We start from the raw sequence: 23421 nt of genomic DNA, 5'->3' as shown, positions 1-23421 counted from the left end.
TATGCGCTTATCCTCTGGGTCGGCCGAAGCTGCCAGGGGTGCTCCGAAAGGAGTTGGGATGACCCACGCGACACGGCTCGAAGCGTCCAGCGCCATCGTCCGGACCAGCTCGCCGGTCCTGATCGGGCGCGGCCGGGAGTTGGAGGCGCTGACCGCGGCGACCGCGGCCGCCCCGTCGGTGGTGTTCGTGGAGGGCGAGGCGGGCGTCGGCAAGACCCGGCTGGTCACCGAGCTGGTGACCGCGCTGCGCGGGGGCCCGGCGTGGCCGGCGGTGCGGCACTGCCAGCCGCTGCGCGACCCGTTCCCCTACGGCGTGATCTTCGAGTGCCTGCGCTCGTGCGGCGCCCGGCTCGGCGAGCCGAGCGCGGTGACCGGGGCGCTGCGGCCCTACCTGCCCGAGCTCGCCGACCGGCTGCCGCCGCCGCCGGAGCCGCTCGGCGACCCGGCCGCCGAACGCCACCGGCTGTTCCGCGCCGTCCGCGACCTGCTGGCCGCGCTGGGCCGCACGGTGCTGGTCATCGAGGACCTGCACTGGGCCGACGAGGGCACCCGGCAGATGCTGCGGTTCGTGATGAGCGACCCGCCGCCGGGCCTGTCGCTGGTGGCGACGTTCCGCCGCGAGGACCTGCCCGCCGACGCTCCGCTCGGTGGAGCGTTCCGCCCGCCGCCGGGCACCACGAGCGCCCACCTGGTGCTCGGCCCGCTCGACGCCGCGGGCGTGCGCGGGATGGTGGAGGCGATCCTCGGCGACCGCGCGGTGTCGCCCGGGTTCGCCGAGGTGATGCGGCAGCGCACCGCGGGCATCCCGTTCGTGGTGGAGGAGATGATCTACGCGCTGCGCGACCACGGCGGCGCGCTGCGCACCGACGGGGCCTGCGCGCGCCGGCTGCTGGACGACCTGGAGGTCCCGGCGCTGCTGCGCGAGGCCATGCTGGAACGCCTGCACACGCTGCCCCCCGGCGCCCGCGCGGTCGCGGAGGCCGCCGCCGTCCTCGGCGCCCCCGCCACCGCCGAGATGCTGGCCGCCGTGGCGGGGGTCGGCGGCCGGGGCCGGATCACCCGGCTGCTGGACGCCGCGGTGCTGGTGGAGACGGCCGAGAACCAGTACGGCTTCCGGCACGTGCTGGCCCAGCGCGCCGTCCACGACGCCCTGCCCGGTCCGCGCCGCCAGGCGCTGCGCCGCCGCGCCGTGCGGATGCTCTCCAAGCTCGACCCGCCCCCGCTCGTCCGGCTCGCCGCCCACGCCCGGCACGCCGGGCTGCCCGGCGACTGGCTGCGCTACAGCGAGGAGGCCGCCGACGCGGCGATGGACGCCGGCGACGCCGACACCGGGATCGAGCTGCTGCGCGCCGTCGTCGCCGACCCGGCCGTCCCGTCCGCCGACGTCGACCGGCTCGTCATGAAGCTGTGCCGGTACGCGCTGACGGGGCTGCACCACGACGGGGTGACCGCGCAGATCGAGGGGCTGCTGTCGGATCCGCGGCTGTCGGTCGAGGTCCGGGGCGTGGTGCGGCTGTGGCTCGGCCTGCTGCTGATCCGCGAGGCCGGCGAGATGGACCGGGGCCGCGCGCAGATCGAGGTGGCCGTCGAGGCGCTGCGCGAACACCCCGAGCACAGGCTCCGGGGCATGGCGGTGCTCGCGCTGCCCTACCTCGGCAGCACGCCGAGCGCCACGAACCGCCTGTGGCTGGACCAGCTCGACGACAGCGTCGCCGGCATGCCGCCGGGCGTGCTGCGGACGTCCCTGCTCGCCTACACGCTCGGCGCCGGGCTCATCTCCGGCGACCCGCACGCGTGGGACCGGCTGGAGCTGCTGCCCGAGCCGGCGCGGGTCACCGACTCCGCGCAGCTCCGCGAGCTGGCGCGGGCGCACTGCAACGTGGCCGACGCGTGCTCGTGGACCGGCCACTACGGCCGGGCGCGCGAGTTCCTGCGCACCGGCCTGGACCTCGCCGCGCGGGCCGGCGCCCCGTACGTGGTCGGCACCGCCGAGGCCACCCGGCTCCGGCTGGACTGGTACCGCGGCGACTGGGCCGACCTCCCGGAACGGGCCCGCGGGCTCGCCGAGACCTACGCCCACCTGCTCCCGGTCACCAGCGAGATCCAGCTCGTCGCGGGCTGGCTCGCCACCGCCCGCAGCGAATGGACCGAGGCCGAGCACAGCTTCCAGGCCACCCGCATGGCCCAGGCCGACTCCGCCATCATCCCGGTCGCGCTCGCCGCGACCGGCGGCATGATCACCATGCTGCTGAACCGCGGCGACACCGACGCGGCCTGCGCCCACGCCGACAAGGGCGCCGCGCTGCTGCGCCGCAAGGGCCTGTGGGCGTGGGCGGGCGACCTCGCCCCCCAGGCGGTCCAGGCGTACCTGGCGGCCGGACGCTCCGCGGACGCGCGCGTCCTGACCGCCGAGCTCGACACCGGGCTGAACGGCCTGGACGCACCCCTGGCTCACGCGGCGCTCCCCGCCTGCCGCGCCCACCTCGCGCGCGCCGACGGCGCACCGTCCACCGCCGCCCGGCACTTCGAGACCGCGATCCGCCGCGCCCGCCGCCTCGGCCTGCCGTACCGTACGGCCCAGCTCACCGAGCAGTCGGCCGAGGACCGTCCCGGCGCCGTGGGCGTCCTCACCGCGACCGCCGACTCCTACGAGACGCTCGGCGCGAGCATGGACGCCGCCCGCTGCCGCAAGCTCATCCGCGGCGCCGGCGCGGCCACCCCGTCCCACCGCGGCTCGCGCGGCTACGGCAACCAGCTGTCCCCCCGCGAACGCGACGTCGCCCGGCTGCTGGCCGGCGGCCGCACCAACCGCGAGATCGCCCAGGCCCTCTTCGTCTCCCGCCGCACCGTCGAGGACCACGTCGCCAAGGTGTTCCGCAAGCTGAACATCCACTCCCGCGACGAGGTGGCCCGGGCCCTCCCCGCCCCCGACCGGAACGGGACCGACCGCCCGGACCGGTGATCCGCCCGCCGATCTCCTTGGAAAGTTTTCGGAAGCCGGTGTCGGATCGGGGCGGTCGCGTTCGTGGAAGTAGTGAAGCCGCCCGGCGGGGGCGGCGCAGGACAAGGGAGCAGCACCATGAGCGCCACCTTCACCGTCGACTTCTTCTGTAGCCTCGACGGCTACGGCATGGCCCGGGGTTGGCCCGGCTACTGGGGAAGGAGGGCCCCGAGGTCCGCGAGGACCGGGTGCGCACCTTCGCGCAGGACCAGGTGCTCGTCTTCGGCGCGACGACGTTCCGCCTGTTCCGGAAGTTCGTGGACGAGTACGACGAGCCCTACTACGACAGCCTGAACGAACTGCCGAAGATCGTGTTCTCCAGCAGGCTCGAAGACCCGCTCGGGTGGCGGAACTCGACGGTCATCGACGAGGACGCGGTGACGGCGATCGAGCGCCTGAAGCGTACGACGGACGTCCCGATGCGTTCGCACGGCAGCATCTCGCTGAACCGCGCCCTGCTCGCCGCCGGCCTCGTCGACCGGCTCGAAGTCATCATGTTCCCCGCCATCTCGGGTCGCGCCGGGGAAGCGGCGCTCTTCCACGGCGGACCGGAGTTCGACCTGGAGCTCATCGAGTCGACCGTGCTCGACGGCCGTACGCAGAAGCTCGTCTACGCCCCGCGCCTCCACGGGGAGATCCCCGAGGGCGCCGGGCCGCGGCTCCGGAACGCGGACTAGGCGCCGCGGCACCGTCCCGACACCACAGGAGATCATCCTCAGATGCGTTACCTGCTTTCCGTGATCCACGACCAGGCCGGCCTCGCCACACCGGACGAGCACGCAGCTATCGACGCGTTCAACGAACGGCTCCAGGCCGAGGGCAACTGGGTCTTCGCCGGCGGCCTCGCCGCGCCCGGCACGGCCACCGTCGTCGACAACCGGGGCGGGGAGGCGATGGTCACCGACGGGCCGTTCCTGGAGTCGAAGGAGTATCTCGCCGGCTTCTGGGTCATCGAGGCGCCCGACCTGGACGCGGCGCTCAAGCTCGCCGCCGAGGGATCGAGGGCCTGCAACCGCAAGGTCGAGGTACGGCCGTTCCTGGACGCGTGAGCATGGCCGACGTGCGCGCGGCGCTCACCCGGGCCCACCACGAGGAGTGGGCCCGGGTGGTCGCCGCCCTGACCAGGCGCTTCGGCGACCTCGACATCGCCGAGGAGGCCGCCGCCGAGGCGTTCGCGACCGCCGTGCGGCGGTGGCCGGCCGACGGCGTGCCGCCCAACCCCGGCGCGTGGCTGACCACCACCGCCAACCGCAAGGCCATCGACCGGATCCGGCGCGAGAGCAAACGCGGCGACAAGCACCAGGAGGCTCAGATGGCGTACGGCCACGAGCCCGAGCCGCTCGGCGCCATCGACGACGACCGGCTCCGGCTGATCTTCACCTGCTGCCACCCCGCGCTGGCCGTGCAGACCCGCGTCGCGCTGACGCTGCGCATGGTCGCCGGTCTGACCGTGCCCGAGATCGCCCGCGCCTTCCTGGTGCGCGAGACCGCGATGGAGCAGCGGATCACCCGCGCGAAGGCCAAGATCAGCGCGGCGCGCGTCCCCTACCGTGTGCCGTCCGCGGAGGATCTCCCGGAACGCGTGTCCGGCGTGCTCGCCGTCCTGTTCCTGGTGTTCAACGAGGGGTATCTGGCGAGCGGCCCCGGCACCGATCCCCTCCGCCCCGGCCTGACCGCCGAGGCGATCCGGCTCACCCGCCTGGTCCGCGCCCTCCTGCCCGACGACGGAGAGGCGGCCGGGCTGCTGGCGCTGATGCTGCTCACCGAGGCCCGCCGCCCCGCCCGCGTCTCGTCCGGCGGAGAACTGGTCCCCCTGGCCGAACAGGACCGCGCCGCCTGGGACGCGGCCCTGATCGCCGAGGGCCACCGGCTCGTCCGCGAACGCCTCGCCGCTGCCGCCGCCGGTGCCGTTCCGGGCCGCTACCAGATCCTCGCCGCGATCAACGCCGTGCACACCTCCGCCCGCGACATGCGCGACACCGACTGGTCACAGATCCTCGCCCTCTACGACCGGCTCGCCCGCCTCGACCCCTCGCCGATCATCGCCCTCAACCGCGCCGTCGCGGTCGCCGAACTCGACGGGCCGGACGTGGCGCTGGCAGCCGTCGACCGGCTTGAGGGCGAACTCGCCGGCTACCACCCGTACCACGCCACCCGCGCCGACCTCCTGCGCCGGCTGGGCCGAAGCGAGCAGTCACGCGCGGCCTACGACAAGGCCATCGAACTAGCAGGCAACACCGCCGAGACCGCCTACCTGACCCGCCGCCGCGACCAACTGGCATGAACAGGCTCCCGACCCGCGCGCGAAGCGGCCGGCCCGCTGCCGTACAGGGTGTAGGTGAGTTTCTTGACCGACCACCCCGAGAGAGGTTCCTAGCGCTGTCCGGCGTGCAGGCGGCTCAGGCGACGAGGCGGCGCCCGGTCGCCCATCTGGTCGCGGACACGTTCGGGATGGCGGCGGGCTGGGCTACGCAGGCGGGCCCGCGCAGGCGCGTGCGCCGGCCCGTCGCCTCGGGGGTCTCAAGCCGACTCGTTCAACGTGCTCCGGTAGTGTTCGGCGATCTCGTCGCTGGTGGTCAGCCAGATGTCGGGCTGCGCCGTGAGGTACTCCAGGACCTGGTCGAAGTACTTGGCCCGGAACGCCTGGCCGGTCACGAACGGGTGCAGCGCCAGCGCCAGCACCCGCCCGCCGTGCTCGGAGTCGGCGCGGAGCTGCTCGTACTGGTCCTTGACGACCTGGACGAACTCCGGCCCGGTCAGGCCCTTGGCCCGAACAGCATGTTGTCGTTGATCTCCGCCGAGTACGGGACGCTGATGACGCCGGGCACGTTCAGCGGGTAGGGCTGGTCGTCGTTCGTCCAGTCCAGCACGTAGCTCAGCCCGAGCTCGGCGAGCAACCGCGGGGTGTTGAACGTCTCGGTCATCGCGGGCCCCATCCAGCCTCTCGGCCGCCGTCCGGTGGCGTCGGCGATGGTGTCGACGATCTCGGTGAGGACGCGGCGCTCCTCGTCCGGTTCCATGCCGGTGTGCAGGATCGAGTTGGTCCGGCCGTGCGCGAGCCACGCCCAGTCCCGTTCCCGGCCCGCCTTGATGATCTGCGGGTAGTGCTCGGCCGCGGCGGAGTTGAGCAGCACGCTGGCCCGGACGCTGTGCCGGTCCATGCTCTGGATCATGCGCCAGATCCCGACCCGGGGCCCGTAGTCGCGCCAGCCGTGGTTGAGCGGGTCGGGGACCAGGTCCGCCGTCCCGGGCCAGATGCTCGTGGACGGGCGATCGATCAGGTAGTGCTCGACGTTGAGCCCGATGTAGGCGGCGACCCGGGCGCCGCCCGGCCAGACGATCGGGGGGCGTTCGGTGATCGGGCTGTAGTCGAAGATCTCGTCGCGAGATGCCGGTGCGTTCGTCATGCCGGTACGGTAAGACCTGACATCAGTGTCAAGTTCAACCGCCGGACCGGCTTCGGGAGGCAGCGACATGCGGATCGGCGAACTCGCGCGGCGCACCGGAGTGAGCCAGCGCTCGCTTCGCTACTACGAGCAGCAGGGCCTGCTCGCGTCCGACCGCACCCCCGGCGGCCAGCGCGACTATCCCGAACGGGCCGTCGACCGGGTCATCCGCATCCAGGAGCTGTTCGCCGCCGGCCTGCACAGCAAGAAGATCGCGCAGCTCCTGCCGTGCATGCGCGACGCGGACGGCGCCCCCTCCGAGATCGCCACGCCCCGGCTCGTCGGCGAACTCACCGCCGAACGGGACCGGATCGACCGCATGATGACCGAGCTGGCCAACTCCCGCGCCGTCCTGGACGAGATCATCGACACGGCCTCGCGCCCCGTTCACTGAACCCGCCAGCGCTGCGGGCCAGCCCCCGTCAACGCGGCAGTCGAGCAGTACGAGGCGCTCGCCGAGCACGGCGGTGCCGACCAAGCCCAGCTCCAGAACGGGCATCCCGGCGAAGACCGCCCCGTCCCCCCGCACGCCGTGGATCATCGGGAAGCCCATCACCCGGCCCCGGCCGACCAGACCGAACTGGAAGAGGCCGCGCACCACGGCCGGGCCGCCAATGGTCCGCATCGGCGGCCCATCCGCCCTGGCCTTCCCCGGCGCACCGCACTCCCAGCAGGGCGCCGCTCGCGGCCCCGGACCGCCGAACCCGTCAACGATGCTGAACATGCCGACCCTCAGCTCACGCGTGAACTCCTCCTGACCATCCGTTCGCGACACGAACCGGAGCCGTCGACGCCCCGGGCACCACGCTGTGCCCTCCGCCCCGCCGCGAAGAACTCATCGACGTTCACCCGTTCCCGTCCCGGAACGCCTGCCGCGGGGCGGTACGGGCGGGGGCGCGCCCACTACGGCAGGCGTGCCAGGCCAAGCTCCCTTTCACCGTCCACGCGCACGACCACTCCTCGGCAAGCGCCCCAAGCAGCGGGGCGGGCGGATGTGTCCGTGGCCACTCGGTGGCGCGAGGGCCTTGTTCTCAAGTCGGCTTGAGCTTCTACGGTCGGCTCGTCGTGACAGCGAGCCGATCGAAGGGAGCACGGTGGAGAAGAGGAGTGGGGGGCCTGGAGGTGTGTTGCTGCTGGTCTCGGCTTTCTCCGGGACGTTCATGGCGCTGCTGGACCTGACGATCGTCAACGTGGCGGCCCCGAGCGTTCAGGCCGACCTGAACACCGATCTGGCCGGGTTGCAGTGGATGGTGGACGGTTTCGCGCTGGCGCTCGGGGCGTTGATGCTGTCCGGCGGATCACTCGGCGACCGGTACGGGCGCAAGCGCGCCTTCCTCGGCGGGCTCGGGTTGTTCGTCGCGGCCTCGGTGCTGTGCGCGGCGGCGCCGTCGCTGGCGGTTCTGGTCATCGGCAGGTTCATGCAGGGCGCCGCGGCGGCCGTGATCGTTCCCGGTGCCCTGTCGTTGATCGGGCAGGCGGTGCCCGATCCCCGCGCCCGCGCCCGGGTCATGGGCTACTGGGGCATGGCCGGGGCGCTGGCCGTCATCGCCGGGCCGCTGCTGGGCGGGCTGCTGGTGGACACCCTCGGCTGGCGGAGCGTCTTCCTGGTCAACGTGCCGGTGGGGCTGGCCGCCATCGCGATCGGCGTGCGCGCGATTCCCGAGAGCGCCGACCCCGAGCACGCGGCGCTGGACCCCGCCGGGCAACTCCTGGTGATCGGCGCGCTGGGCGCGTTGTCGTACGGGGTGATCGAGGCCAGGACGCATGGCTGGGGATCACCGGTCACGATCGGTGCGCTGGCCGCGGCCGCGCTGGCGGCCGTGCTGCTGCTGGCGGTCGAGCGCCGGGCCGTCCGGCCGCTGCTGCCGGTGGGCCTGTTCCGCGACGCCCGGTTCGCGGTCACCAACCTGGCCTCGGTCGCGCTGGGGTTCGCCGCCAACGGCTCGCTCTTCCTGCTGTCGGCGTTGTTCATGCAGCAGTTGCGCGGATACTCGGCGATGGAGACCGGGTTGATGCTGCTGCCGATGACACTCGCCGTTCTGCCGGCCTCACTGGTCGCCGGACGTCTGAACGCCGCGTACGGGCCACGGCGTCCGATGCTCGCCGGCTACGTGCTGACGGGCGCGTCGCTGGCCGCGATGGCCGTCTTCGATACCGGAACCGCCTACCCGGTCATCGCCGCGCTGTTCGTGGTCGCGGGAATCGGGCAAGGGCTGGCCATCACTCCGGCGGCGGCCGCGGTGCTGGAGATCGTGCCGCGGGAACGGTCGGGCGTCGCCGCCGCCACCGTGAACACCGCCCGCCAGGTGGGCACGGCACTGGGCGTAGCCGTTCTCGGTTCGATCGTCGCCGAGAACGGCGACCCGGTGCGCGGGATGCGGCTCAGCCTGCTGGTGGCCGGGACGGTGACGCTAGCCGCCGCCGCACTACTGGCCGTCCAGCGCCGGACCCGCGAACGGCCCCCCACCCAACGGCTAACGGCCTCAGAACCAGCAGCCGACTGACCCAAACTCCCCCACGGCCGCGCCGCTGCGGTGCTCGGTTGTATGGCCACCGCCCACGCTGCCACCAGCACGACCAGGGACACAGCGGTCACCGCCCACAACGCACGGATGGCGTGGCTCCCTGGGAGGAATCCCGGCCCCAATCGCGGCGACCCGAAAGATATGGCCGTGACCGAAATGCACTTCAGTCCCACCAGCCGACGTTCCCGAACCTTGGACGCGCGAGGAGCCGAACAAGCACTCCCCCCTGACACCACGCGAGCACCCGCTCCCCGACGCGCGCCGGTCGCACCGGGCCACGACGCCGACGCGCACTCCGGGCTCGGAGACTCTCACTGAGGGTGGCCGTTGGTGTGCCGGAGAAGCCCTTGGAGGCTCGCGGGTGGCGGGGACACCGGTTGAGGAGTTCGGCCAGGAAGTCGAGTGTCACCTGGCGGCGACGGAGGCCGCCGGGAACCCCGTCGTGATCGGCCAGGTTACGGAGCGCTGTCGGACGGATCCTTACCGCCTGTGCGCGGCGGATGAAATCAGGGGCTTCAGCGACTGCCAACCGGGCTCCGGGCAGCATACGCTCGCGGTGTGGACAGGCGCATTTTCGGGCTTGAGAACGAGTACGGGGTCACGTGCACCTTCCGTGGGCAGCGGCGGTTGTCGCCTGATGAGGTGGCGCGGTATCTGTTCCGGCGGGTGGTGTCGTGGGGTCGTAGCAGCAATGTGTTCCTGCGCAACGGTGCGCGGCTCTACCTCGATGTGGGTAGCCACCCCGAGTACGCCACGCCGGAGTGCGACAGCGTCGTCGACCTGGTGACGCATGACAAGGCGGGCGAGCGGATCCTGGAGGGGCTGCTGGTCGACGCCGAGCGGCGGCTCCGCGAGGAGGGCATCGCCGGTGATATCTACCTGTTCAAGAACAACACCGACTCGGCCGGCAACTCCTACGGCTGCCACGAAAACTACTGCGTCGGCCGCCAAGGCGAGTTCGGCCGCCTCGCTGATGCTCTCATCCCGTACCTGGTGACGCGGCAGATCATCTGTGGGGCAGGCAAGGTACTGCAAACCCCACGTGGGGCGGTGTACTGCGTGTCACAGCGCGCCGAGCACATTTGGGAAGGCGTGTCGTCGGCGACCACCCGGTCTCGGCCGATCATCAACACCCGCGATGAGCCGCACGGTGATGCCGAGCGGTTTCGGCGGCTGCATGTGATCGTGGGTGACTCGAATATGAGTGAGACCACGATGTTGTTGAAGGTGGGGGCGACGGATCTGGTGTTGCGGATGATCGAGGCCGGGGTGGTGATGCGTGATCTGACGTTGGAGAATCCGATCCGGGCGATCCGTGAGGTCAGTCATGACATGACCGGGCGGCGCAAGGTGCGGTTGGCCAACGGGCGTGAGGCGTCGTCGTTGGAGATCCAGAAGGAGTACTTCGGCAAGGCCAAGGATTTCGTGGACGCGCGGGGTGGTGATGCGACGTCCAAGCGGGTGCTGGATCTGTGGGAGCGGACGTTGCGGGCGGTGGAGACCGGTGATCTGGACATGGTGTCGCGGGAGATCGACTGGGTGACCAAGTACAAGTTGATCGAGCGGTACCGCCGCAAGTACGACCTGCCGCTGTCCTCGCCGCGGGTGGCGCAGCTGGATCTGGCCTATCACGATGTGCACCGTGATCGCGGGTTGTACTACCTGCTGGAGAAGCGGGGGTCGGTGGAGCGGGTCACCCGTGATCTGGCGATCTTCGAGGCCAAGTCGGTGCCGCCGCAGACCACGCGGGCGCGGCTGCGCGGGGAGTTCATCCGCAAGGCCCAGGAGAAGCGCCGCGACTTCACCGTCGACTGGGTCCACCTCAAGCTCAACGACCAGGCCCAGCGCACCGTGCTGTGCAAAGACCCGTTCCGCTCCGTCGACGAACGCGTCGACAAGCTCATCGCCAGCATGTGACACCCGCAGCACGGATGTCAGAGCCGCCCACACGACGACCGGACCACGACAATCTCAAGGCGGCCGATCGCCGTCCGGGACAGCCGCAGGCAGATCAGGCTCGCCGGTACGAATGGACCTTGAACGGCGACACAAAGGCAGTCACCCGTAGCCGAGTCGCGCCACACCATGAAGCTGCCGCACTCGGACGGCGGCAATTGCCCGGCTTCAAGGCGTTCCGCCTGGCCGGTGGGGTGGCCTTCCCCCCGGGCTCGTTCAGGCCGCGACCTGGGCGCTGATTCGCACCCTGGCTCGCCGCGCTCCCGACGCGGCATTGCGGGCTGCTGCTGCCCGATCTGACCTCACGTCCCGTCGGCGAATTGCTGGCCGGCCTTCCCAACGCCGACCGTGCGGCGCTGCTGGGGTTGTTCGGCCGGATGCGCTCGGGCGCCGGTTTCAGCAACGACATGCGTGTCATGGCCGCACCCGAAACCGCAGCCCATGTGACCCGGGCGGCGGAACGGCTGCCGCAGCCGGCCCTGGTGATCGCGTCCCGCGACGACGGGTCGGTCTCGTACGCCCACGCCCGTTCCCTGGCGGGTGCCATCCCGCGCCCCCGCCTCCTCACCAGCACCGCCCCCAGCCACATGGTCTGGCTCGGTGACGACTACCCGGCCATCAGCGCCGCCATCGCCGGCTTCCTCACTCAGCCCGTTTGAACGTCCACGACCGCAGGGACGCAACCAGCGCAAGTGTCCGGGCGTTCATCCGCACCAACAGCCGACGCCTGCGAGCACGCGGCCGGTTGCTAGTCCAGGTTGGCTGGGCCGTGTGCTGGGGGTGGTTATAGGTAGCGAAGCCAGAGGTAGGGGGTGGCGATCGCGACGGTCGTGATCGTGACGACGATGCCGTACTTGGTGAAGTGCCAGAAGCTGATGGGGTGGCCGTTGCGGGCGGCGATGCCCAGGACGACGACGTTGGCGCTGGCGCCGATGGCGGTGGCGTTGCCGCCCAGGTCGGCGCCGAGGGCCAGCGCCCACCACAGCACGTGGCCGCCGTCGCCGCCGCCCTGCTGGTGGACGAGGTCGGCGACGATGGGGCTCATCGTGGCCACGTAGGGGATGTTGTCCACGATCGCCGATAGTGCGGCTGAGGCCCATAGCAGCAGCATGGTGGCCAGGCCCAGGCGGCCGTCGGTGACGTCGGTGGCGGCGTGGGAGATCTTGCCGATGACGCCGGTGTCCACGAGGGAGCCGACCATGACGAACAGGCCGGCGAAGAACACCAGGGTGGGCCATTCGACCTCGCTGAGGGCGTCCTGGGTGGTGACCTTGGTCGCGGCGACCAGCAGGCCCGCGCCCAGCAGCGCCACCACCGAGGGCTGGTAGTGCAGGACGGGATGCAGCACGAACGCCGCGACCACCAAGATCAGGACGGCCAGTCCCTGGGCCAGCAGCCGGGGGTCGGTGATCGCCTCGCGTTCGCGCAGGGCCATCACCGCGGCGATCCGTTCGGGGTCGGAGGTGAACGCCGAGCGGAACAGGATGCGGCACAGTCCGCAGAACACGGCCAGCAGAAGTACCACCAGCGGCGCCAGGTGCACCAGGAAGTCGTTGAACGTCAGGTCGCCCTTGCTGGCGATGATGATGTTGGGCGGGTCGCCGACCAGGGTGGCGGTGCCGCCGATGTTGGAGGCCATCACCTCGGCCATCAGGAACGGCACGACCTTGAGTGCGAGTCGTTCGCATACCAGGAAAGTGACGGGGGCGATCAGCAGGACGGTGGTGACGTTGTCCAGCAGCGCCGAGGCGACGGCGGTGATGAGCACGAGCATCACCATCAGCCGGTACGGCCGGCCGCGGGCGCGTTTGGCCGCCCAGATCGCCACGTATTCGAAGATCCCGGTGCGGCGCAGCACCGAGACGATCACCATCATGCCCAGCAGCAGGAAGATGACGTTCCAGTCGATCCCGCTCCGCTCGGAGAAGAACGCCTTTTCGGCGTCGGTGACGTGCAGCAGCAGCATCAGCGCGGCCCCGCCCAACGCGACCGCCGTCCGGTGGACCTTCTCCGACGCGATCAGCACATAGGCGGCGACGAAGACGACGATCGCGGCTACGGCGGCCAAGAACCCTCCCAGGTGTCATGCGAAAGAACGGACGGACATACCGATCATTACAGAGAGTGATCATCGTCCGCGGAGGCGGCGGGGCGGCGGCGCAGGGAACGGGCCCGGTCCAGCATCGGATCGAACCAGGCGGGGACCTCGTGCTCCTCGTCGAAACCGCGGGCCACGACGATGTCGGTGGAGGAGTGCGCCAGGATCGACAGCACGATCGTGGCCGCGACCAGATGGAAGATCTGGTCGGCCGCGCCGATGCCCGACTCCAGCACCAGCAGCCCGTACACCACCGACGCGAACCCCTTGGGCCCGAACCACATCACCGCGCCCTGCTCGCGCACGCTCAGCCCCGACCGCCAGAACGACACCCAGATCGCCACCGGCCGCGCGACCACCAGCGCCAGCACCGCGAACACCCAGCCGCGCCAGCCGACATCGCCCAGGAACGCCGGGGTCAGCAGCGCCCCGAACACCAGCAGCGCCGCCAGTTTCAGCAGTTCGGCGACCAGCTCGCCGAACTCGGTGAACGCCTCCCGATGCCGGTCCCCGATCGTCGCGACCGTGATCCCGGCGGCGAACGCGGCCAAGAACAGGTTGCCGTGCGTGGCCTTGCCCAGCGCCAGCACCAGCAGGCCGATCGCCACCGCGTTCAACGGCTCGTACTTGGCCGAGATCGCGAACAGCCGGGTCCGCTCCAGCATGATCGCCGTCCACGGCACCGCGACCCCGATCGCCAGACCGACCGCCAGCTCCGAGCCCAGCTCGCCCAGACGCAGGTCGCCCGACCCCTGCGCGACCGCCAGGAACAGCACCACGAACGGCAGGATCAGCCCGTCGTTGACGCCCGACTCCACGTTCAGCAGATGCCGCAGCCGCGGCGGCACCCGGTCGTTGCCGACCAGCGCGGCCGCGAAGACCGGATCGGTCGGCGTCAGGACCGCCGCGATCAGCAGCGACTCGGTCCAGCCGAGCCCGACCACGTACCGCGCCAGCACCGCCGTCACCACCAGCGTCAGCGGCAGGCCCCAGCCCAGCGCCCGGCCCGGCAGCCGCCACGCGCTGCGCAGGTCCTTCCAGCCCGCGTGCATCCCGTCGGTGAACAGCACCGCGAACAGCGCCAGTTCCGCCAGCCCGGACACGATGCCCTCGCCCGGTTCGACCGCCACCACCCCGGTGACGCCGTCGCCCAGCACGAACCCGCCGACCAGGAACAGCGCGGCGGTGGACAGCACGGTCCGGTGGGCGAGGCTGGACAGCAGGACCGCGAGCAGCAGCAGGGCCGCGAACGCGGTGAGCAGAGCGGTCATCGGTGGGCCGGCCCCTTCCCGGGGTTCGGTCGCGCAGGACGTGAAAACGACACTGCCGACCAGACTTCCCGGCGCACCAGAGACCGACCTTAACGGGATTCTGACGCGTTCTCCACGCGACGCCCCGTCCCGCCGCTCCGATGAGCCCCCGAGAACAACGTTCCGACCTGGTATAACGTCGAAACGTGCGCGCCCGTGAACTCGCCGTCCGGTACCCCACCGTGACCCCGGCCACCGGAGTCCTGGAGGCTGCCCGCCTGCTGGCCGAGCACGACCTGCCCGGCCTGATCGTCGTCGACGGCGAGGAACGGCCCAAGGCGGTCCTGCCCGGAGCGCAGCTCCTCGGGTACGTCATCCCGCGCTACGTCCAAGACGACCCCGCGCTCGCGCGCGTCTACGACGAGATCCACGACGACGAACTCTGCGACCAGCTCGCCGGCAGGACCGTCGCCGACCTGCTCGCCGAGCACCGGACGCCGCTGCCCGCCGTCGACGCCGAGGCCACCGCCATCGAGATCGCCAGCGTGATGGCCCGCACCGGCAGCCCCATCGCCGCCGTCTCCGGCGATCCGCGCCGGACCGACGCCCCCGTGATCGGCGTGGTCACCGTCGCGCACCTGCTCACGCGCCTGCTCCCCTCCGCCTGAGCCTCCGCCTTCGCCCGGACGTCCGTCGCAGCGTGGCCCCCGCCCCTGGCCGCTCCGAACCCCCATTCGTCGAACGGCCCGCGTCGGCGCCGACAGCGCGTTCACCTGCGGCGACAGTGCCCGCACCATTCTCCGTACTCCACTCGGGGCGGCTCTCTGCACGCCGCCCACGGAAGGAGAACCCTTTACCCAGCATAAAGAACGCGCTAATGTATCCCCCGGTGTGCCGGGAAGACTGGTCGGCGATTCAGATGCGCTATACGAGCGCGTCCCCGACCGGGAGAAGCCGATGAGCCCTACCAGGACCACCGTTCCCGCTGCTGAGCCGCAGCGTGTGGCCCCCTCAACGCGACGCCGCTTCCGCAGCCCGTTGCCACATCCTTGCCTGTCCGAGGCGTTCCCGTTCCCGGATAGCCGCTGACCGTTCCCGGTCACTCGCGCCTCGTCTGAGCCGTCCGCTCATTCCTTTCTTCTGACCTCGCCCTCCCCCGCGCGAGGCCCCATCGCCCATGCGATCAACGCAGAAAAGCGCGCACCCATGGGCCAATTCATTAATGCCGTCTTGAGTTTTCCAGTGGCGTTGTTCAGCTTCACGCCGCTGGTGGTCGCCGGGTCCTGGACCGTGGTCCTGCTCGGTGGCCTGGGAGTCGACGCCCTCGACGCCGATGCCGACACAGGGGCCGGTGTCGACGGCGAGGGCGCCGACGACCTGCTGGACGGCGCGGGGCTCGGCGGCGCCCCGGCGACGATGGCGCTGTCGCTGCTCATCATGCTCGGCTGGTTCGCGAGCTTGGTGGGTTCCGTGCTGGTCCACAGCATCGGCGGCGCGGTGCACGCGATGCTCGCGGTCATGGTGCTGCTCGCATCCCCGACGGTCGCCGCGCGCGCTGGTACTGCCGTTGCGCCAGGTCTTCCAGTCCGCCGCCGGGCCGTCCCGCCGCGACTTCGCGGGCGTGGTGTGCATCGTCCGCACCGGGCACGTCGGGCCGGACTTCGACCAGGCCGAGGCCAACGCGGCCGACGGCTCGTCGGCGATCGTCCAGGCCCGGCCCGGCGGCCGGACGGAACGTCCCGGTCGCGGGAGACGCGGCCGGCACCGGCCTCACGGCGGCCAGCACCGCCCCGATCGTCGACTACGACACGACCCGCGAGTGCTTCCTGATCATGCCGTACGACACACCGCCGCACGACGCCCCGCCGCACGGCCCGTTCCGGCTAGAGCTGGCCCCCGTTCGGCTAGAGCTGGCCCCCCGTCCGGCTGACGGTCCGTTCGGCTAGCGCCGGTCCGCCGCCCCGCGTCCCCCCTTGCCCAGCCCCCACAGACAGGGATCTTCGATGGATGCCATCACCATAGGAGCAGGCGCGCTCATCGCCGTGCTGCTGTTCGCCGCGCTCGGCGTGGTCTTCGTGCTGACCCGCCTGTTCCGCAAGGTCGAGCAGAAGGGCCAAGGGAGGTGTCACCCTGAACGCCTGCCCGACAGAAACCAGCCACAACGCTCGGACGCCAGTACGGGTCGTCCTCACAAACAGCCAGCCGCTGCTGCGTACTGCCCTTGACGCGCTCGACGCCGACCCGTCCGGGCTGAAGCCCGTAGGCGAGGCCAGCACCGCCGCCCAGTCCGTGTAGCTGGGCGAACGCTGTTGCGCCATGTGCTGGGAGGCCCCGGGAGCCGCCTAGCCGACCTCATGCTCGCGCGACGGCGGTGATCTTTGGGGCGCCCCTGGCTTGGAGCCATGCTTGCAGTTCGGTCCCGTCGATCAGCTGCGGTGCCTTCTCACCGACATCGACTGGGCCGGTGATGAACCCGGTCGCGTCGTCGAGTGCGCAGTTGGCGATGCGTGCTCCTGCCAGCGCCGTCGCGTTTTGATCACGGCGGCCGAAGCGACAGAAGCGCAAGGAGGCGCTGCGAAGGTCGGCGCCGTCGAGTCGCGTCCAGCCCAGTGAGGCCGAGTTCATGATCGCGGAACGCAGATCCGCGGACCGCAGGTCCGCACCTACGAAGTTGACCGCGAAGAGAGTCGCCGCGGCAAAAGTGGCGTGCCGGGCATCGCATTCGACGGCTTCGGCCTTGGTCAGATTCGCGCCGGTCAGATCAGCCCCATGCAGAATGGCGCCGCTGAGGTTCGCGCGGTCCAGTGACGCGCCGACCAGCCGCACTCCCGATAGGTCTGTGTTGAACAGAAACGCACCATCGAGCATGGGCTGACTGAGGTCCGCTCCACGAAAATCCATCAGCTCGCCCGACAGCACCTCACCTGACTCCCCGGACGGGGCGGCGCATAGACCGTCAAGGTAGCTCGACAGCGCCTCCGCGGCCTCCGGATCGGTAGGCCAAGCGCGTACGTCCTGGCGGGAGATGCCGTAGCCGCTCATGGGTAGCCGACCCGGCCGAACCGGACCCCGTCGCCGCGCACCTCTATGACTCCCTTACCGGCCGACCGCCGGTCCCCGAGCACCTGGCCGCCGTGGACCGGCGTACCGACAAGTATTCCCGACAGGACCGGCGCGCGTCGCCGACTCCGTGGCCGGGGTGGCGTTCACGTCGGGAGGAGACGCGCCGGGAACAGCGGGTCGGGCGGAGAGCCGGCGCAGGCCGCGGGTGTACTGTGCGGCCGCTCGCCACGTCCGCCGTCCTGCTCGGGCGTACGGTTGACCTCGCCGGTCGCCGCGGACAGCAGCACGTTCGCCTGTCAGCCCGTGGTCGGCCGCCGAGACCGCCTGCTGGACGTGGCCAGAGGCGGGGCCGGTCCGGTCTGCCCGCGATGCGGCCCCACGGCGGCTGGTCGCCACGGGACGCCACGCTTTGCGCGGGCGTTCGGCTGCCCCCGCTGTGATGGGGAGGCTGGGCGGCGGCCATGGGACGCGGGGCGCGGTCAATCGCTCACGTGCCGTGGCTGGGGGCTCGTGCTCGGTGTTTATTTTGACTGTGTAGTCCGGAAAGTGTTTGGGTGGGGGCATGGCACGGACGAAGGGCTTCGATCCGGACGCGGTCCTCGATCTCGCGGTCGAGGTGTTCCGGGAGCGGGGCTACGCCGCCACCTCGGTGGACGACCTGCTGGCGCGCTTGAAGATCAAGCGGCAGAGCCTGTACGACACCTTCGGGGACAAGCACGCGCTGTTCCTGGCCGCGCTGGAACGGTACGACCGGCGGCTGGGCGAGGAAGTGATCGCGGTCCTGGAAGGGGACGAGCCGGGGCTCCGGGCCATCGAGCGGGTCTTCGGCTCGGTGATCGGCGCTCGGGCGGGCGGGGGGTCGGACGCCTGGCGGCCCGGCTGCCTCATGGTCAACACCGCGGTCGAGCTGGCCGGGCGGGACGCCCGGGCGGCCGACCGGGTGGCGCGGAGCGCCGAGCGCACCGAGCAGGCGTTCCTCGCCGCACTGGAACGGAGCCGGGCGCGCGGTGAGCTGTCCGCGCGGCACCGGGACCTTCGCCCGCTGGCCCGGTACCTCGCCAACTCCCTGCGCGGTTTGCAGGTGACCGCGCGCATGGGAGCGGACGCCGAGGAACTGCGCGACGTGATCGGCGTGACGCTGGCCGCGCTGCGCTGACCCCTCCCGCCGTCCCGCCGCCCTTCCGCCTGCCCTGATTTCGGACTGTCTAGTCAAGAATGGTGGCCGCATGCGCCCCTCCCCCCTGCTCCTGCCGGTGATCCTGGCCGCGACCTTCATGGAACTGCTGGACGTGACGATCGTGCACGTCGCCGTGCCGTCGATGCGGCGGGACCTGGACGCCGGGCCGGGAACCGTCGAGCTGGTCGTCGCCGGCTACGTGCTCGCCTACGCGTGCACGCTGATCTGCGCGGCGCGGCTCGGCGACCGCTTCGGCTACCGCCGCCTGTTCGTGGCCGGGATGGCCGTGTTCACCGCCGCGTCCGCCGTGTGCGCGCTGGCCCCGGACGTCCAGGTCCTGATCGCGGCCCGCGTCGTCCAGGGCATCGGCGGGGCGCTGATGAACCCGCAGGTCCTGTCGGTCGTCCAGACCTCGTACGCCGGCGCGGCCCGGGACCGGGTCTTCGGGCTGTACGGCGCGACGATGGGGATCGCCTCCATCGCGGGGCCGGTCCTGGGCGGCCTGCTGGTGACCGCCGACCTCGGCGGGCTCGGGTGGCGGCTGATCTTCCTGGTCAACGTGCCCGTCGGCGTCGCCGTCCTGGCGGCGGCGGGGATCCTGCCCGCCGCGCGCGGCGAGGCCGGCCGGATCGACCGGACGGGCGCGGCGCTGGTCACGGTCGGGCTGGGCCTGCTGGTGCTGCCGCTGGCGCTGGGGCAGCAGCGGGGATGGCCCGCCTGGACGTGGCTCAGCCTGGGCGGCTCCGCCGTCGTTCTGGCCGCCTTCGCCGTGGTGCAGGCCCGCCGCGGCCGAACGGGGCGCGAGACGCTCCTGCACCCCAGCCTGCTGCGCGATCGCAGCGCGACCAGCGGCCTGGCGGTCGTCCTGCTGTTCTACGTGGGGATCTCCTCGTTCTCCTACTTCTTCTCCGTCCACCTCCAGGACAACGGCCGCAGCGCGCTCGCGGCCGGGCTGACGTTCGCGCCCTTCGCGGTGGCCGCCATCGCGGGTTCGCGGGCATCGGCCCGGCTGGCCGAACGCTACGGGCACCGGCTGCTCATCGCCTCGGGAGCCGCGCTGGCCACCGTGATGGCGGCGCTCGCCGTCGCCGTCGCCGCGGGCGTCGGGGAGCGTCCGTGGCTGCTCGCCGGTCCGCTGCTGGCCGGCGGCTCCGCGTTCGGGCTGTTCACGGCCGCCGGGTTCTCGATCGTCCTGGCGAACGTCACGCCCGAGGCGATCGGCTCCGCGTCGGGCCTGCTGCCCACCGTCCTCAACATCGGCGGCGCCCTGGGCATCGCGGTCGCGGGCACGCTGTTCGCCGGCGCCGACGGCTTCGCCAAGGCCCTCGTGCTCGACGCCGCCGCGTTCGCCCTCGCCGCGCTCGCCGCCGGGAGACTGCCCCGCCGGGTCTCCGGCCGCGCCCCCGACCTCGTGATCACCAACTCGGAAGGACAGTCATGACCGCACGTTTCCCAGGCAGGACCGCTCTGGTCACCGGCGGCGGTTCCGGCATCGGCCAGGACGTCGCCCGCGCCTTCGCCCGCGAGGGTGCGAGGGTCGTCGTCGCCGGCCGCAGCCCGCGATCGCTGGAACGGACCGTCGCGCGCATCGAGGCCGAGGGCGGGCACGCCACCGCGATCCCGACCGACGTCACCGACTCCGCCCAGGTCGCCCGGCTCGTGGCCGCGACCGTCCGGCACCACGGAGGACTCGACATCGCCGTGAACGCCGCCGGCCTGCTCACCGCCGCGGGCCCCGTGGGCGACATCGACGAGGACGAGTGGGCGACCCTGATCGCGGTCAACCTCACCGGCACCATGGTCTCGATGAAGCACCAGATCGCGTCCATGCGGCGCAACGGCGGAGGCGCCATCGTCAACCTCTCCTCGACGCTCGGCGCCCACGTCCGGGTCCCCGGAACCGGGGCCTACGGAGCGACGAAGGCCGCGGTCAGCGCCCTGACCCGCAACGCCGCACTCGACCACGTCCACGAGGGCATCCGCGTCAACGCCGTCAGCCCCGGCCCCATCGACACCGCGATGTCGTACAACCCGGGCGAGACCCGCGCCGACCGCGACGAACGCTACGCCCGCCAGCTCCCGGCCGGACGCGTGGGCGCCCTGGAAGAGGTCACCGCGGCCGTGCTGTACCTGGCCTCGCCCCAAGCGGCCTTCCTCGTCGGCGCCGACCTCGTCATCGACGGCGGCGCCGCCGCCTGAACGAAGCCGCACGGGCCGGGACGCGCCGACGACCCACCACAGCCGTCGGCGCGATCCCGCCCCGCGGCGCCGGCACTCCGGCTCCGAACGAGGCCCGGCCGTTCTTCGTCGCCGCCGCCATGCCCTCGCGGGTCGAAGTGGATGCGATCTTCGGCTGCGGCGAGCGCGAGCAGTTGCCCGGTCTGGACGACGGCGCGCCTCTCCGTTTGACGCATACCGATATGGGAATATGATTGCGGCCATGGCCCGAGCAGCGACGACGTCGGATGTCTTCAACGCGATCGCCGAGCCGCAGCGCCGGGAGATCCTGGCGCTGCTGCGGGCGGGCGAGCGGCCGGTGACCGAGTTGGCGCGGGAGCTGGGGATGACCCAGCCCGGGGCGTCCAAACACCTGCGGGTGCTCCGGGAGGTCGGGTTGGTGCGGGACCGCAAGGTGGGAAAGCAGCGGCTGTACGGCCTTGACGCCCGCGGGCTGCGGCCCGTCCACGAGTGGACCGGCGGGTTCGAGCGGTTCTGGAACGAGAGCTTCGACCGGCTGGAGGAGTACGTGCGGGACCTGAAGCAGGAAAGGCGGGAGGAATAGCCGATGAGCGATACCGGAAGAGGAGAGCGGGCGCGGTCCGCGGTGGCCGACCGGGAGGTCGTCATCTCCCGCGTCATCGACGCCTCGCGGGAGCTGGTGTTCGAGGCGTTCACCGAGGTACGGCACCTGTCGCGGTGGTGGGGGCCGGAGGGGTTCAGCACCACCACCCGGGCGTTCGAGTTCCGCGCCGGCGGGGTGTGGGACTTCGTGATGCACGGACCGGACGGGACCGACTACCCCGAGTGGATCACCTGGACCGAGATCGCCCCGCCGGAGCGGATCGCGCTGCTGCACGGCGAGTCCGCCGGCGACCCGAACGCCTTCGAGACGGTCCTGACGTTCGCGCTCGACGGTGCGGCGACCCGGATCGAGATGCGCACGCTGTTCCCCACCAAGGAGCTGCGCGACGAGGCGATCGAGAAGTACCACGCGATCGAGGCCGGCCGGCAGACCCTGGGCAACCTGGCCGCCTACGTCACCGAGAACGTTCGCAAGGGAGTTGAGGACTGATGGCTGGAAAAGTGTTCTTCAGCGTGTCGATGTCGCTGGACGGGTTCATCGCGCCCGAGTCCAGCGAGGAGCTGATGGGGCGGCAGTGGATGGAGCTCCAGCAGTGGGTCTTCCCGCAGCGGTTCTTCCGGGAGAACCTCAAGCTCGGCGGAGGCGGCGAGGAGGGGCGCGACAACGACATCGTGCGGGAGACGTTCGAACGCACCGGCGCGAGCGTGATGGGCAAGCGCATGTTCGACGCCGGTGAGCGGATGTGGCCGGAGGAGGCGCCGTTCCACACGCCGGTGTTCGTCGTGACGCACGAGAAGCGCGACCCCTGGGAACGGCCGGGCGGGACCACCTTCCACTTCGTCAACGACGGCATCGAGACGGCGCTCGACCAGGCCCGCGAGGCCGCCGGCGACCGGGACGTCCGCATCTCGGGCGGCGGCGCGACGATCCTGGAGTACGTGAACGCCGGACTGATCGACGAGTTCTCGATCGCGCTGTCGCCCGTGCTGTTCGGCTCCGGAGTCCGCCTGTTCGAGGGCGTGGACGCGAGCCGCGTGGCCCTGGAACAGGTCCGCGCCGAGCCCTCCCCCAGGACGACGCACCTGACCTACGCCGTCCGGAAGCGATAGGCATCCGTCGCCTGCCGCTGCACCCCGCCATGCGGGCATGCCCGGCCAGAACGGCGCCGCAGGTGCACTCCGATCCTCCCAACGCACGATTCGCCTGGTCTACCTGACCCGCGTGACCCGTTTGGTGCGCTCCACCGGTGGCGCGGGAAGGACGGCGTCTACAGCGAGTCGGCGGGCTGCGCGGCGGCGGGCTGCGCGGCGGTCGTGGCGGCTCGTTCCGCGGCGGCCGTCTCGAAGCGGCGCGTGAGCGGGATGAAGTAGAGCTCGATCACCCGCCGCCGCTCCGCCTCGTCGTCGATCGGCAGGACGGTCTCGGGGTGAGGACGAGCGACAGCACCATCCGGACCAGCAGCTCGGCGAAGCTGTCGACGTCGGGGGCGGGGATGGTGATGCGTCCGGCGTCGATCTCGGCGCGGACCAGGCCGGCGATCCACTCGCGGGCCTCGGCGACGGTCTCGGCGGCCTGGGTGGTCAGGTACGGCAGGATGATCTCGGGCTCGGTACGCAGCAGCCGGTTGAGCAGGCGGTGCTCGCGCAGGTAGACCACGCAGAACACCAGGCCCTCGGTGAGCTTGGCCACGGGGTGGGCTGGGCCTCGACGACCGTTTCGGCCTTGCTGAGGAACCGGTGCAGCTCCCGGGTGAGCAGCGCGTTGATCAGCAGATCCTTCTTGGGGAAATGCCGGTAGATCGTCACCCGGGACAGCCCGACCCGGCGGGCCAGGTCGTCGATGGTGAAGCGGCGCATGCCGAAGTCCTCGGCCTGCCGCAAGGCCATGTCCAGCACGCGTTCGGCGGTGCGGTCGTCCACCGGGTCGCCGGTCTCGGCCCGTTGCCGCAGGCGGTTGAACCAACCCATGGCCTCACCCTAGCAATCTGAACGCACTTTACATCTTGACGGAAGTTGTTACATGCGTTTGAGTATCGCGTGATCGCGCTCTGAACGCCACCGGGTCGCGAGGGACGTCGCGCGACCCGACAGCCGGGAGGCCGG

The 23421-nt window shown here is 71.5% G+C and carries 24 protein-coding genes; 16 read left to right on the top strand and 8 right to left on the bottom strand.

Going from position 1 to position 23421, the window contains the following annotated elements; genetic code table 11:
* Positions 1-58 precede the first annotated feature (58 nt).
* The 4 genes from GEV43_RS54200 (at position 59) to GEV43_RS33660 (ending at position 5285) form a co-directional block, all read left to right on the top strand.
* Positions 59-2962: an AAA family ATPase gene (locus GEV43_RS54200; protein ID WP_160824118.1), complete on the top strand. Its 2904-nt coding sequence runs from the start codon at positions 59-61 to the stop codon at positions 2960-2962.
* Positions 2963-3141: 179 nt separating this feature from the next.
* On the top strand, positions 3142-3678 hold the full coding sequence (locus GEV43_RS33670) for a dihydrofolate reductase family protein (RefSeq protein WP_241683137.1): 537 nt from the start codon (positions 3142-3144) through the stop codon (positions 3676-3678).
* Positions 3679-3720: 42 nt separating this feature from the next.
* Complete coding sequence (locus GEV43_RS33665) at positions 3721-4050, top strand: YciI family protein (RefSeq protein ID WP_160824117.1); 330 nt, start codon at positions 3721-3723, stop codon at positions 4048-4050.
* Positions 4051-4052: 2 nt separating this feature from the next.
* On the top strand, positions 4053-5285 hold the full coding sequence (locus GEV43_RS33660; RefSeq protein WP_160824942.1) for an RNA polymerase sigma factor: 1233 nt from the start codon (positions 4053-4055) through the stop codon (positions 5283-5285).
* A 236-nt stretch (positions 5286-5521) separates the two neighbouring features.
* Here the strand turns inward: GEV43_RS33660 and GEV43_RS51715 are convergent, their stop codons facing one another.
* Both GEV43_RS51715 and GEV43_RS33655 read right to left on the bottom strand, forming a co-directional pair.
* On the bottom strand, positions 5522-5683 hold the full coding sequence (locus GEV43_RS51715; RefSeq protein ID WP_241683136.1) for a hypothetical protein: 162 nt from the start codon (positions 5681-5683) through the stop codon (positions 5522-5524).
* A 74-nt stretch (positions 5684-5757) separates the two neighbouring features.
* Positions 5758-6408, bottom strand: a complete 651-nt coding sequence (locus tag GEV43_RS33655; RefSeq protein WP_241683135.1) for a polysaccharide deacetylase family protein — start codon at positions 6406-6408, stop codon at positions 5758-5760.
* A gap of 67 nt (positions 6409-6475) precedes the next feature.
* Here GEV43_RS33655 and GEV43_RS33650 point away from each other — a divergent pair, with 67 nt between their 5' ends.
* From GEV43_RS33650 to GEV43_RS33635, 4 genes are all read left to right on the top strand, one after another.
* On the top strand, positions 6476-6841 hold the full coding sequence (locus GEV43_RS33650) for a MerR family transcriptional regulator (RefSeq protein ID WP_160824116.1): 366 nt from the start codon (positions 6476-6478) through the stop codon (positions 6839-6841).
* A 733-nt stretch (positions 6842-7574) separates the two neighbouring features.
* Positions 7575-8951 (top strand): MFS transporter, encoded by a 1377-nt coding sequence (locus GEV43_RS33645; protein WP_206681399.1) that lies wholly within the window; start codon positions 7575-7577, stop codon positions 8949-8951.
* A gap of 579 nt (positions 8952-9530) precedes the next feature.
* The gene (gene pafA, locus GEV43_RS33640; RefSeq protein ID WP_160824114.1) at positions 9531-10889 is read left to right on the top strand and encodes a Pup--protein ligase; all 1359 of its coding nucleotides are present in this window, start codon (positions 9531-9533) and stop codon (positions 10887-10889) included.
* Positions 10890-11248: 359 nt separating this feature from the next.
* Positions 11249-11587 (top strand): alpha/beta hydrolase, encoded by a 339-nt coding sequence (locus tag GEV43_RS33635; RefSeq protein WP_160824113.1) that lies wholly within the window; start codon positions 11249-11251, stop codon positions 11585-11587.
* Positions 11588-11712: 125 nt separating this feature from the next.
* Here the strand turns inward: GEV43_RS33635 and GEV43_RS33630 are convergent, their stop codons facing one another.
* Together GEV43_RS33630 and GEV43_RS33625 are read right to left on the bottom strand one after the other, a co-directional pair.
* Entirely contained in the window at positions 11713-12996 is a 1284-nt protein-coding gene (locus GEV43_RS33630; RefSeq protein WP_160824112.1) for an ArsB/NhaD family transporter, read from the bottom strand.
* Positions 12997-13043: 47 nt separating this feature from the next.
* Positions 13044-14297: a sodium:proton antiporter gene (locus tag GEV43_RS33625; RefSeq protein WP_160824111.1), complete on the bottom strand. Its 1254-nt coding sequence runs from the start codon at positions 14295-14297 to the stop codon at positions 13044-13046.
* 185 nt (positions 14298-14482) lie between these two features.
* On the opposite strand from GEV43_RS33625, the gene GEV43_RS54195 reads away from it, so the two are divergent.
* On the top strand, positions 14483-14944 hold the full coding sequence (locus GEV43_RS54195; RefSeq protein WP_160824110.1) for a CBS domain-containing protein: 462 nt from the start codon (positions 14483-14485) through the stop codon (positions 14942-14944).
* A 343-nt stretch (positions 14945-15287) separates the two neighbouring features.
* On the opposite strand, the gene GEV43_RS33615 is transcribed toward GEV43_RS54195, so the two are convergent.
* On the bottom strand, positions 15288-15908 hold the full coding sequence (locus GEV43_RS33615; protein WP_160824109.1) for a hypothetical protein: 621 nt from the start codon (positions 15906-15908) through the stop codon (positions 15288-15290).
* A 371-nt stretch (positions 15909-16279) separates the two neighbouring features.
* On the opposite strand from GEV43_RS33615, the gene GEV43_RS33610 reads away from it, so the two are divergent.
* Positions 16280-16501 carry a hypothetical protein gene (locus GEV43_RS33610; protein ID WP_160824108.1) on the top strand — a complete coding sequence of 74 codons (222 nt, stop codon included), beginning with the start codon at positions 16280-16282 and terminating at the stop codon, positions 16499-16501.
* A 127-nt stretch (positions 16502-16628) separates the two neighbouring features.
* Here GEV43_RS33610 and GEV43_RS33605 read toward each other — a convergent pair whose 3' ends face one another.
* Positions 16629-17195 (bottom strand): pentapeptide repeat-containing protein, encoded by a 567-nt coding sequence (locus GEV43_RS33605; RefSeq protein WP_160824107.1) that lies wholly within the window; start codon positions 17193-17195, stop codon positions 16629-16631.
* 706 nt (positions 17196-17901) lie between these two features.
* Here GEV43_RS33605 and GEV43_RS33600 point away from each other — a divergent pair.
* The 6 genes from GEV43_RS33600 (at position 17902) to GEV43_RS33575 (ending at position 22428) form a co-directional block, all read left to right on the top strand.
* Complete coding sequence (locus GEV43_RS33600) at positions 17902-18495, top strand: TetR/AcrR family transcriptional regulator (RefSeq protein WP_160824106.1); 594 nt, start codon at positions 17902-17904, stop codon at positions 18493-18495.
* A 70-nt stretch (positions 18496-18565) separates the two neighbouring features.
* Entirely contained in the window at positions 18566-19957 is a 1392-nt protein-coding gene (locus GEV43_RS33595; protein WP_175250184.1) for an MFS transporter, read from the top strand.
* Positions 19954-20715, top strand: coding sequence for an SDR family NAD(P)-dependent oxidoreductase (locus GEV43_RS33590; protein WP_160824105.1), 762 nt, complete (start codon positions 19954-19956; stop codon positions 20713-20715). Before GEV43_RS33595 ends, GEV43_RS33590 begins: the two co-directional genes overlap by 4 nt.
* Before the next feature lie 241 nt (positions 20716-20956).
* Positions 20957-21298, top strand: coding sequence for a helix-turn-helix transcriptional regulator (locus GEV43_RS33585; RefSeq protein WP_160824104.1), 342 nt, complete (start codon positions 20957-20959; stop codon positions 21296-21298).
* A 3-nt stretch (positions 21299-21301) separates the two neighbouring features.
* Positions 21302-21808, top strand: a complete 507-nt coding sequence (locus GEV43_RS33580; protein WP_160824103.1) for an SRPBCC family protein — start codon at positions 21302-21304, stop codon at positions 21806-21808.
* Positions 21808-22428 (top strand): dihydrofolate reductase family protein, encoded by a 621-nt coding sequence (locus GEV43_RS33575; protein WP_160824102.1) that lies wholly within the window; start codon positions 21808-21810, stop codon positions 22426-22428. The genes GEV43_RS33580 and GEV43_RS33575 overlap by 1 nt, the downstream gene beginning before the upstream one ends.
* A 268-nt stretch (positions 22429-22696) precedes the next feature.
* Here the strand turns inward: GEV43_RS33575 and GEV43_RS33570 are convergent, their stop codons facing one another.
* Both GEV43_RS33570 and GEV43_RS33565 read right to left on the bottom strand, forming a co-directional pair.
* Positions 22697-22975, bottom strand: a complete 279-nt coding sequence (locus GEV43_RS33570; protein ID WP_160824101.1) for a QsdR family transcriptional regulator — start codon at positions 22973-22975, stop codon at positions 22697-22699.
* The gene (locus GEV43_RS33565) at positions 22900-23286 is read right to left on the bottom strand and encodes a TetR/AcrR family transcriptional regulator (RefSeq protein ID WP_160824100.1); all 387 of its coding nucleotides are present in this window, start codon (positions 23284-23286) and stop codon (positions 22900-22902) included. The genes GEV43_RS33570 and GEV43_RS33565 overlap by 76 nt, the downstream gene beginning before the upstream one ends.
* Positions 23287-23421: the final 135 nt, after the last annotated feature.

Source organism: Actinomadura sp. J1-007, from assembly GCF_009793335.1.
GTDB classification, from domain to species: Bacteria; Actinomycetota; Actinomycetes; order Streptosporangiales; family Streptosporangiaceae; genus Spirillospora; species Spirillospora yumaensis.
This window is presented reverse-complemented; position numbering and strand designations above follow the sequence as displayed.

Excerpts from the sequence above, each read along its gene's own strand:
- GEV43_RS33625 (WP_160824111.1), bottom strand. The coding sequence starts at position 14,297 with ATGACCGCTCTGCTCACCGCGTTCGCGGCCCTGCTGCTGCTCGCGGTC.
- GEV43_RS54200 (WP_160824118.1), top strand. The coding sequence starts at position 59 with ATGACCCACGCGACACGGCTCGAAGCGTCCAGCGCCATCGTCCGGACC.
- GEV43_RS33580 (WP_160824103.1), top strand. The coding sequence starts at position 21,302 with ATGAGCGATACCGGAAGAGGAGAGCGGGCGCGGTCCGCGGTGGCCGAC.
- GEV43_RS33565 (WP_160824100.1), bottom strand. The coding sequence starts at position 23,286 with ATGGGTTGGTTCAACCGCCTGCGGCAACGGGCCGAGACCGGCGACCCG.
- GEV43_RS33610 (WP_160824108.1), top strand. The coding sequence starts at position 16,280 with ATGGATGCCATCACCATAGGAGCAGGCGCGCTCATCGCCGTGCTGCTG.
- GEV43_RS33660 (WP_160824942.1), top strand. The coding sequence starts at position 4,053 with ATGGCCGACGTGCGCGCGGCGCTCACCCGGGCCCACCACGAGGAGTGG.
- GEV43_RS33655 (WP_241683135.1), bottom strand. The coding sequence starts at position 6,408 with ATGACGAACGCACCGGCATCTCGCGACGAGATCTTCGACTACAGCCCG.
- GEV43_RS33600 (WP_160824106.1), top strand. The coding sequence starts at position 17,902 with ATGGCACGGACGAAGGGCTTCGATCCGGACGCGGTCCTCGATCTCGCG.
- GEV43_RS33665 (WP_160824117.1), top strand. The coding sequence starts at position 3,721 with ATGCGTTACCTGCTTTCCGTGATCCACGACCAGGCCGGCCTCGCCACA.
- GEV43_RS33650 (WP_160824116.1), top strand. The coding sequence starts at position 6,476 with ATGCGGATCGGCGAACTCGCGCGGCGCACCGGAGTGAGCCAGCGCTCG.
- GEV43_RS33595 (WP_175250184.1), top strand. The coding sequence starts at position 18,566 with ATGCGCCCCTCCCCCCTGCTCCTGCCGGTGATCCTGGCCGCGACCTTC.
- GEV43_RS33585 (WP_160824104.1), top strand. The coding sequence starts at position 20,957 with ATGGCCCGAGCAGCGACGACGTCGGATGTCTTCAACGCGATCGCCGAG.
- GEV43_RS33575 (WP_160824102.1), top strand. The coding sequence starts at position 21,808 with ATGGCTGGAAAAGTGTTCTTCAGCGTGTCGATGTCGCTGGACGGGTTC.
- GEV43_RS33590 (WP_160824105.1), top strand. The coding sequence starts at position 19,954 with ATGACCGCACGTTTCCCAGGCAGGACCGCTCTGGTCACCGGCGGCGGT.
- GEV43_RS33615 (WP_160824109.1), bottom strand. The coding sequence starts at position 15,908 with ATGCACACCACGCCCGCGAAGTCGCGGCGGGACGGCCCGGCGGCGGAC.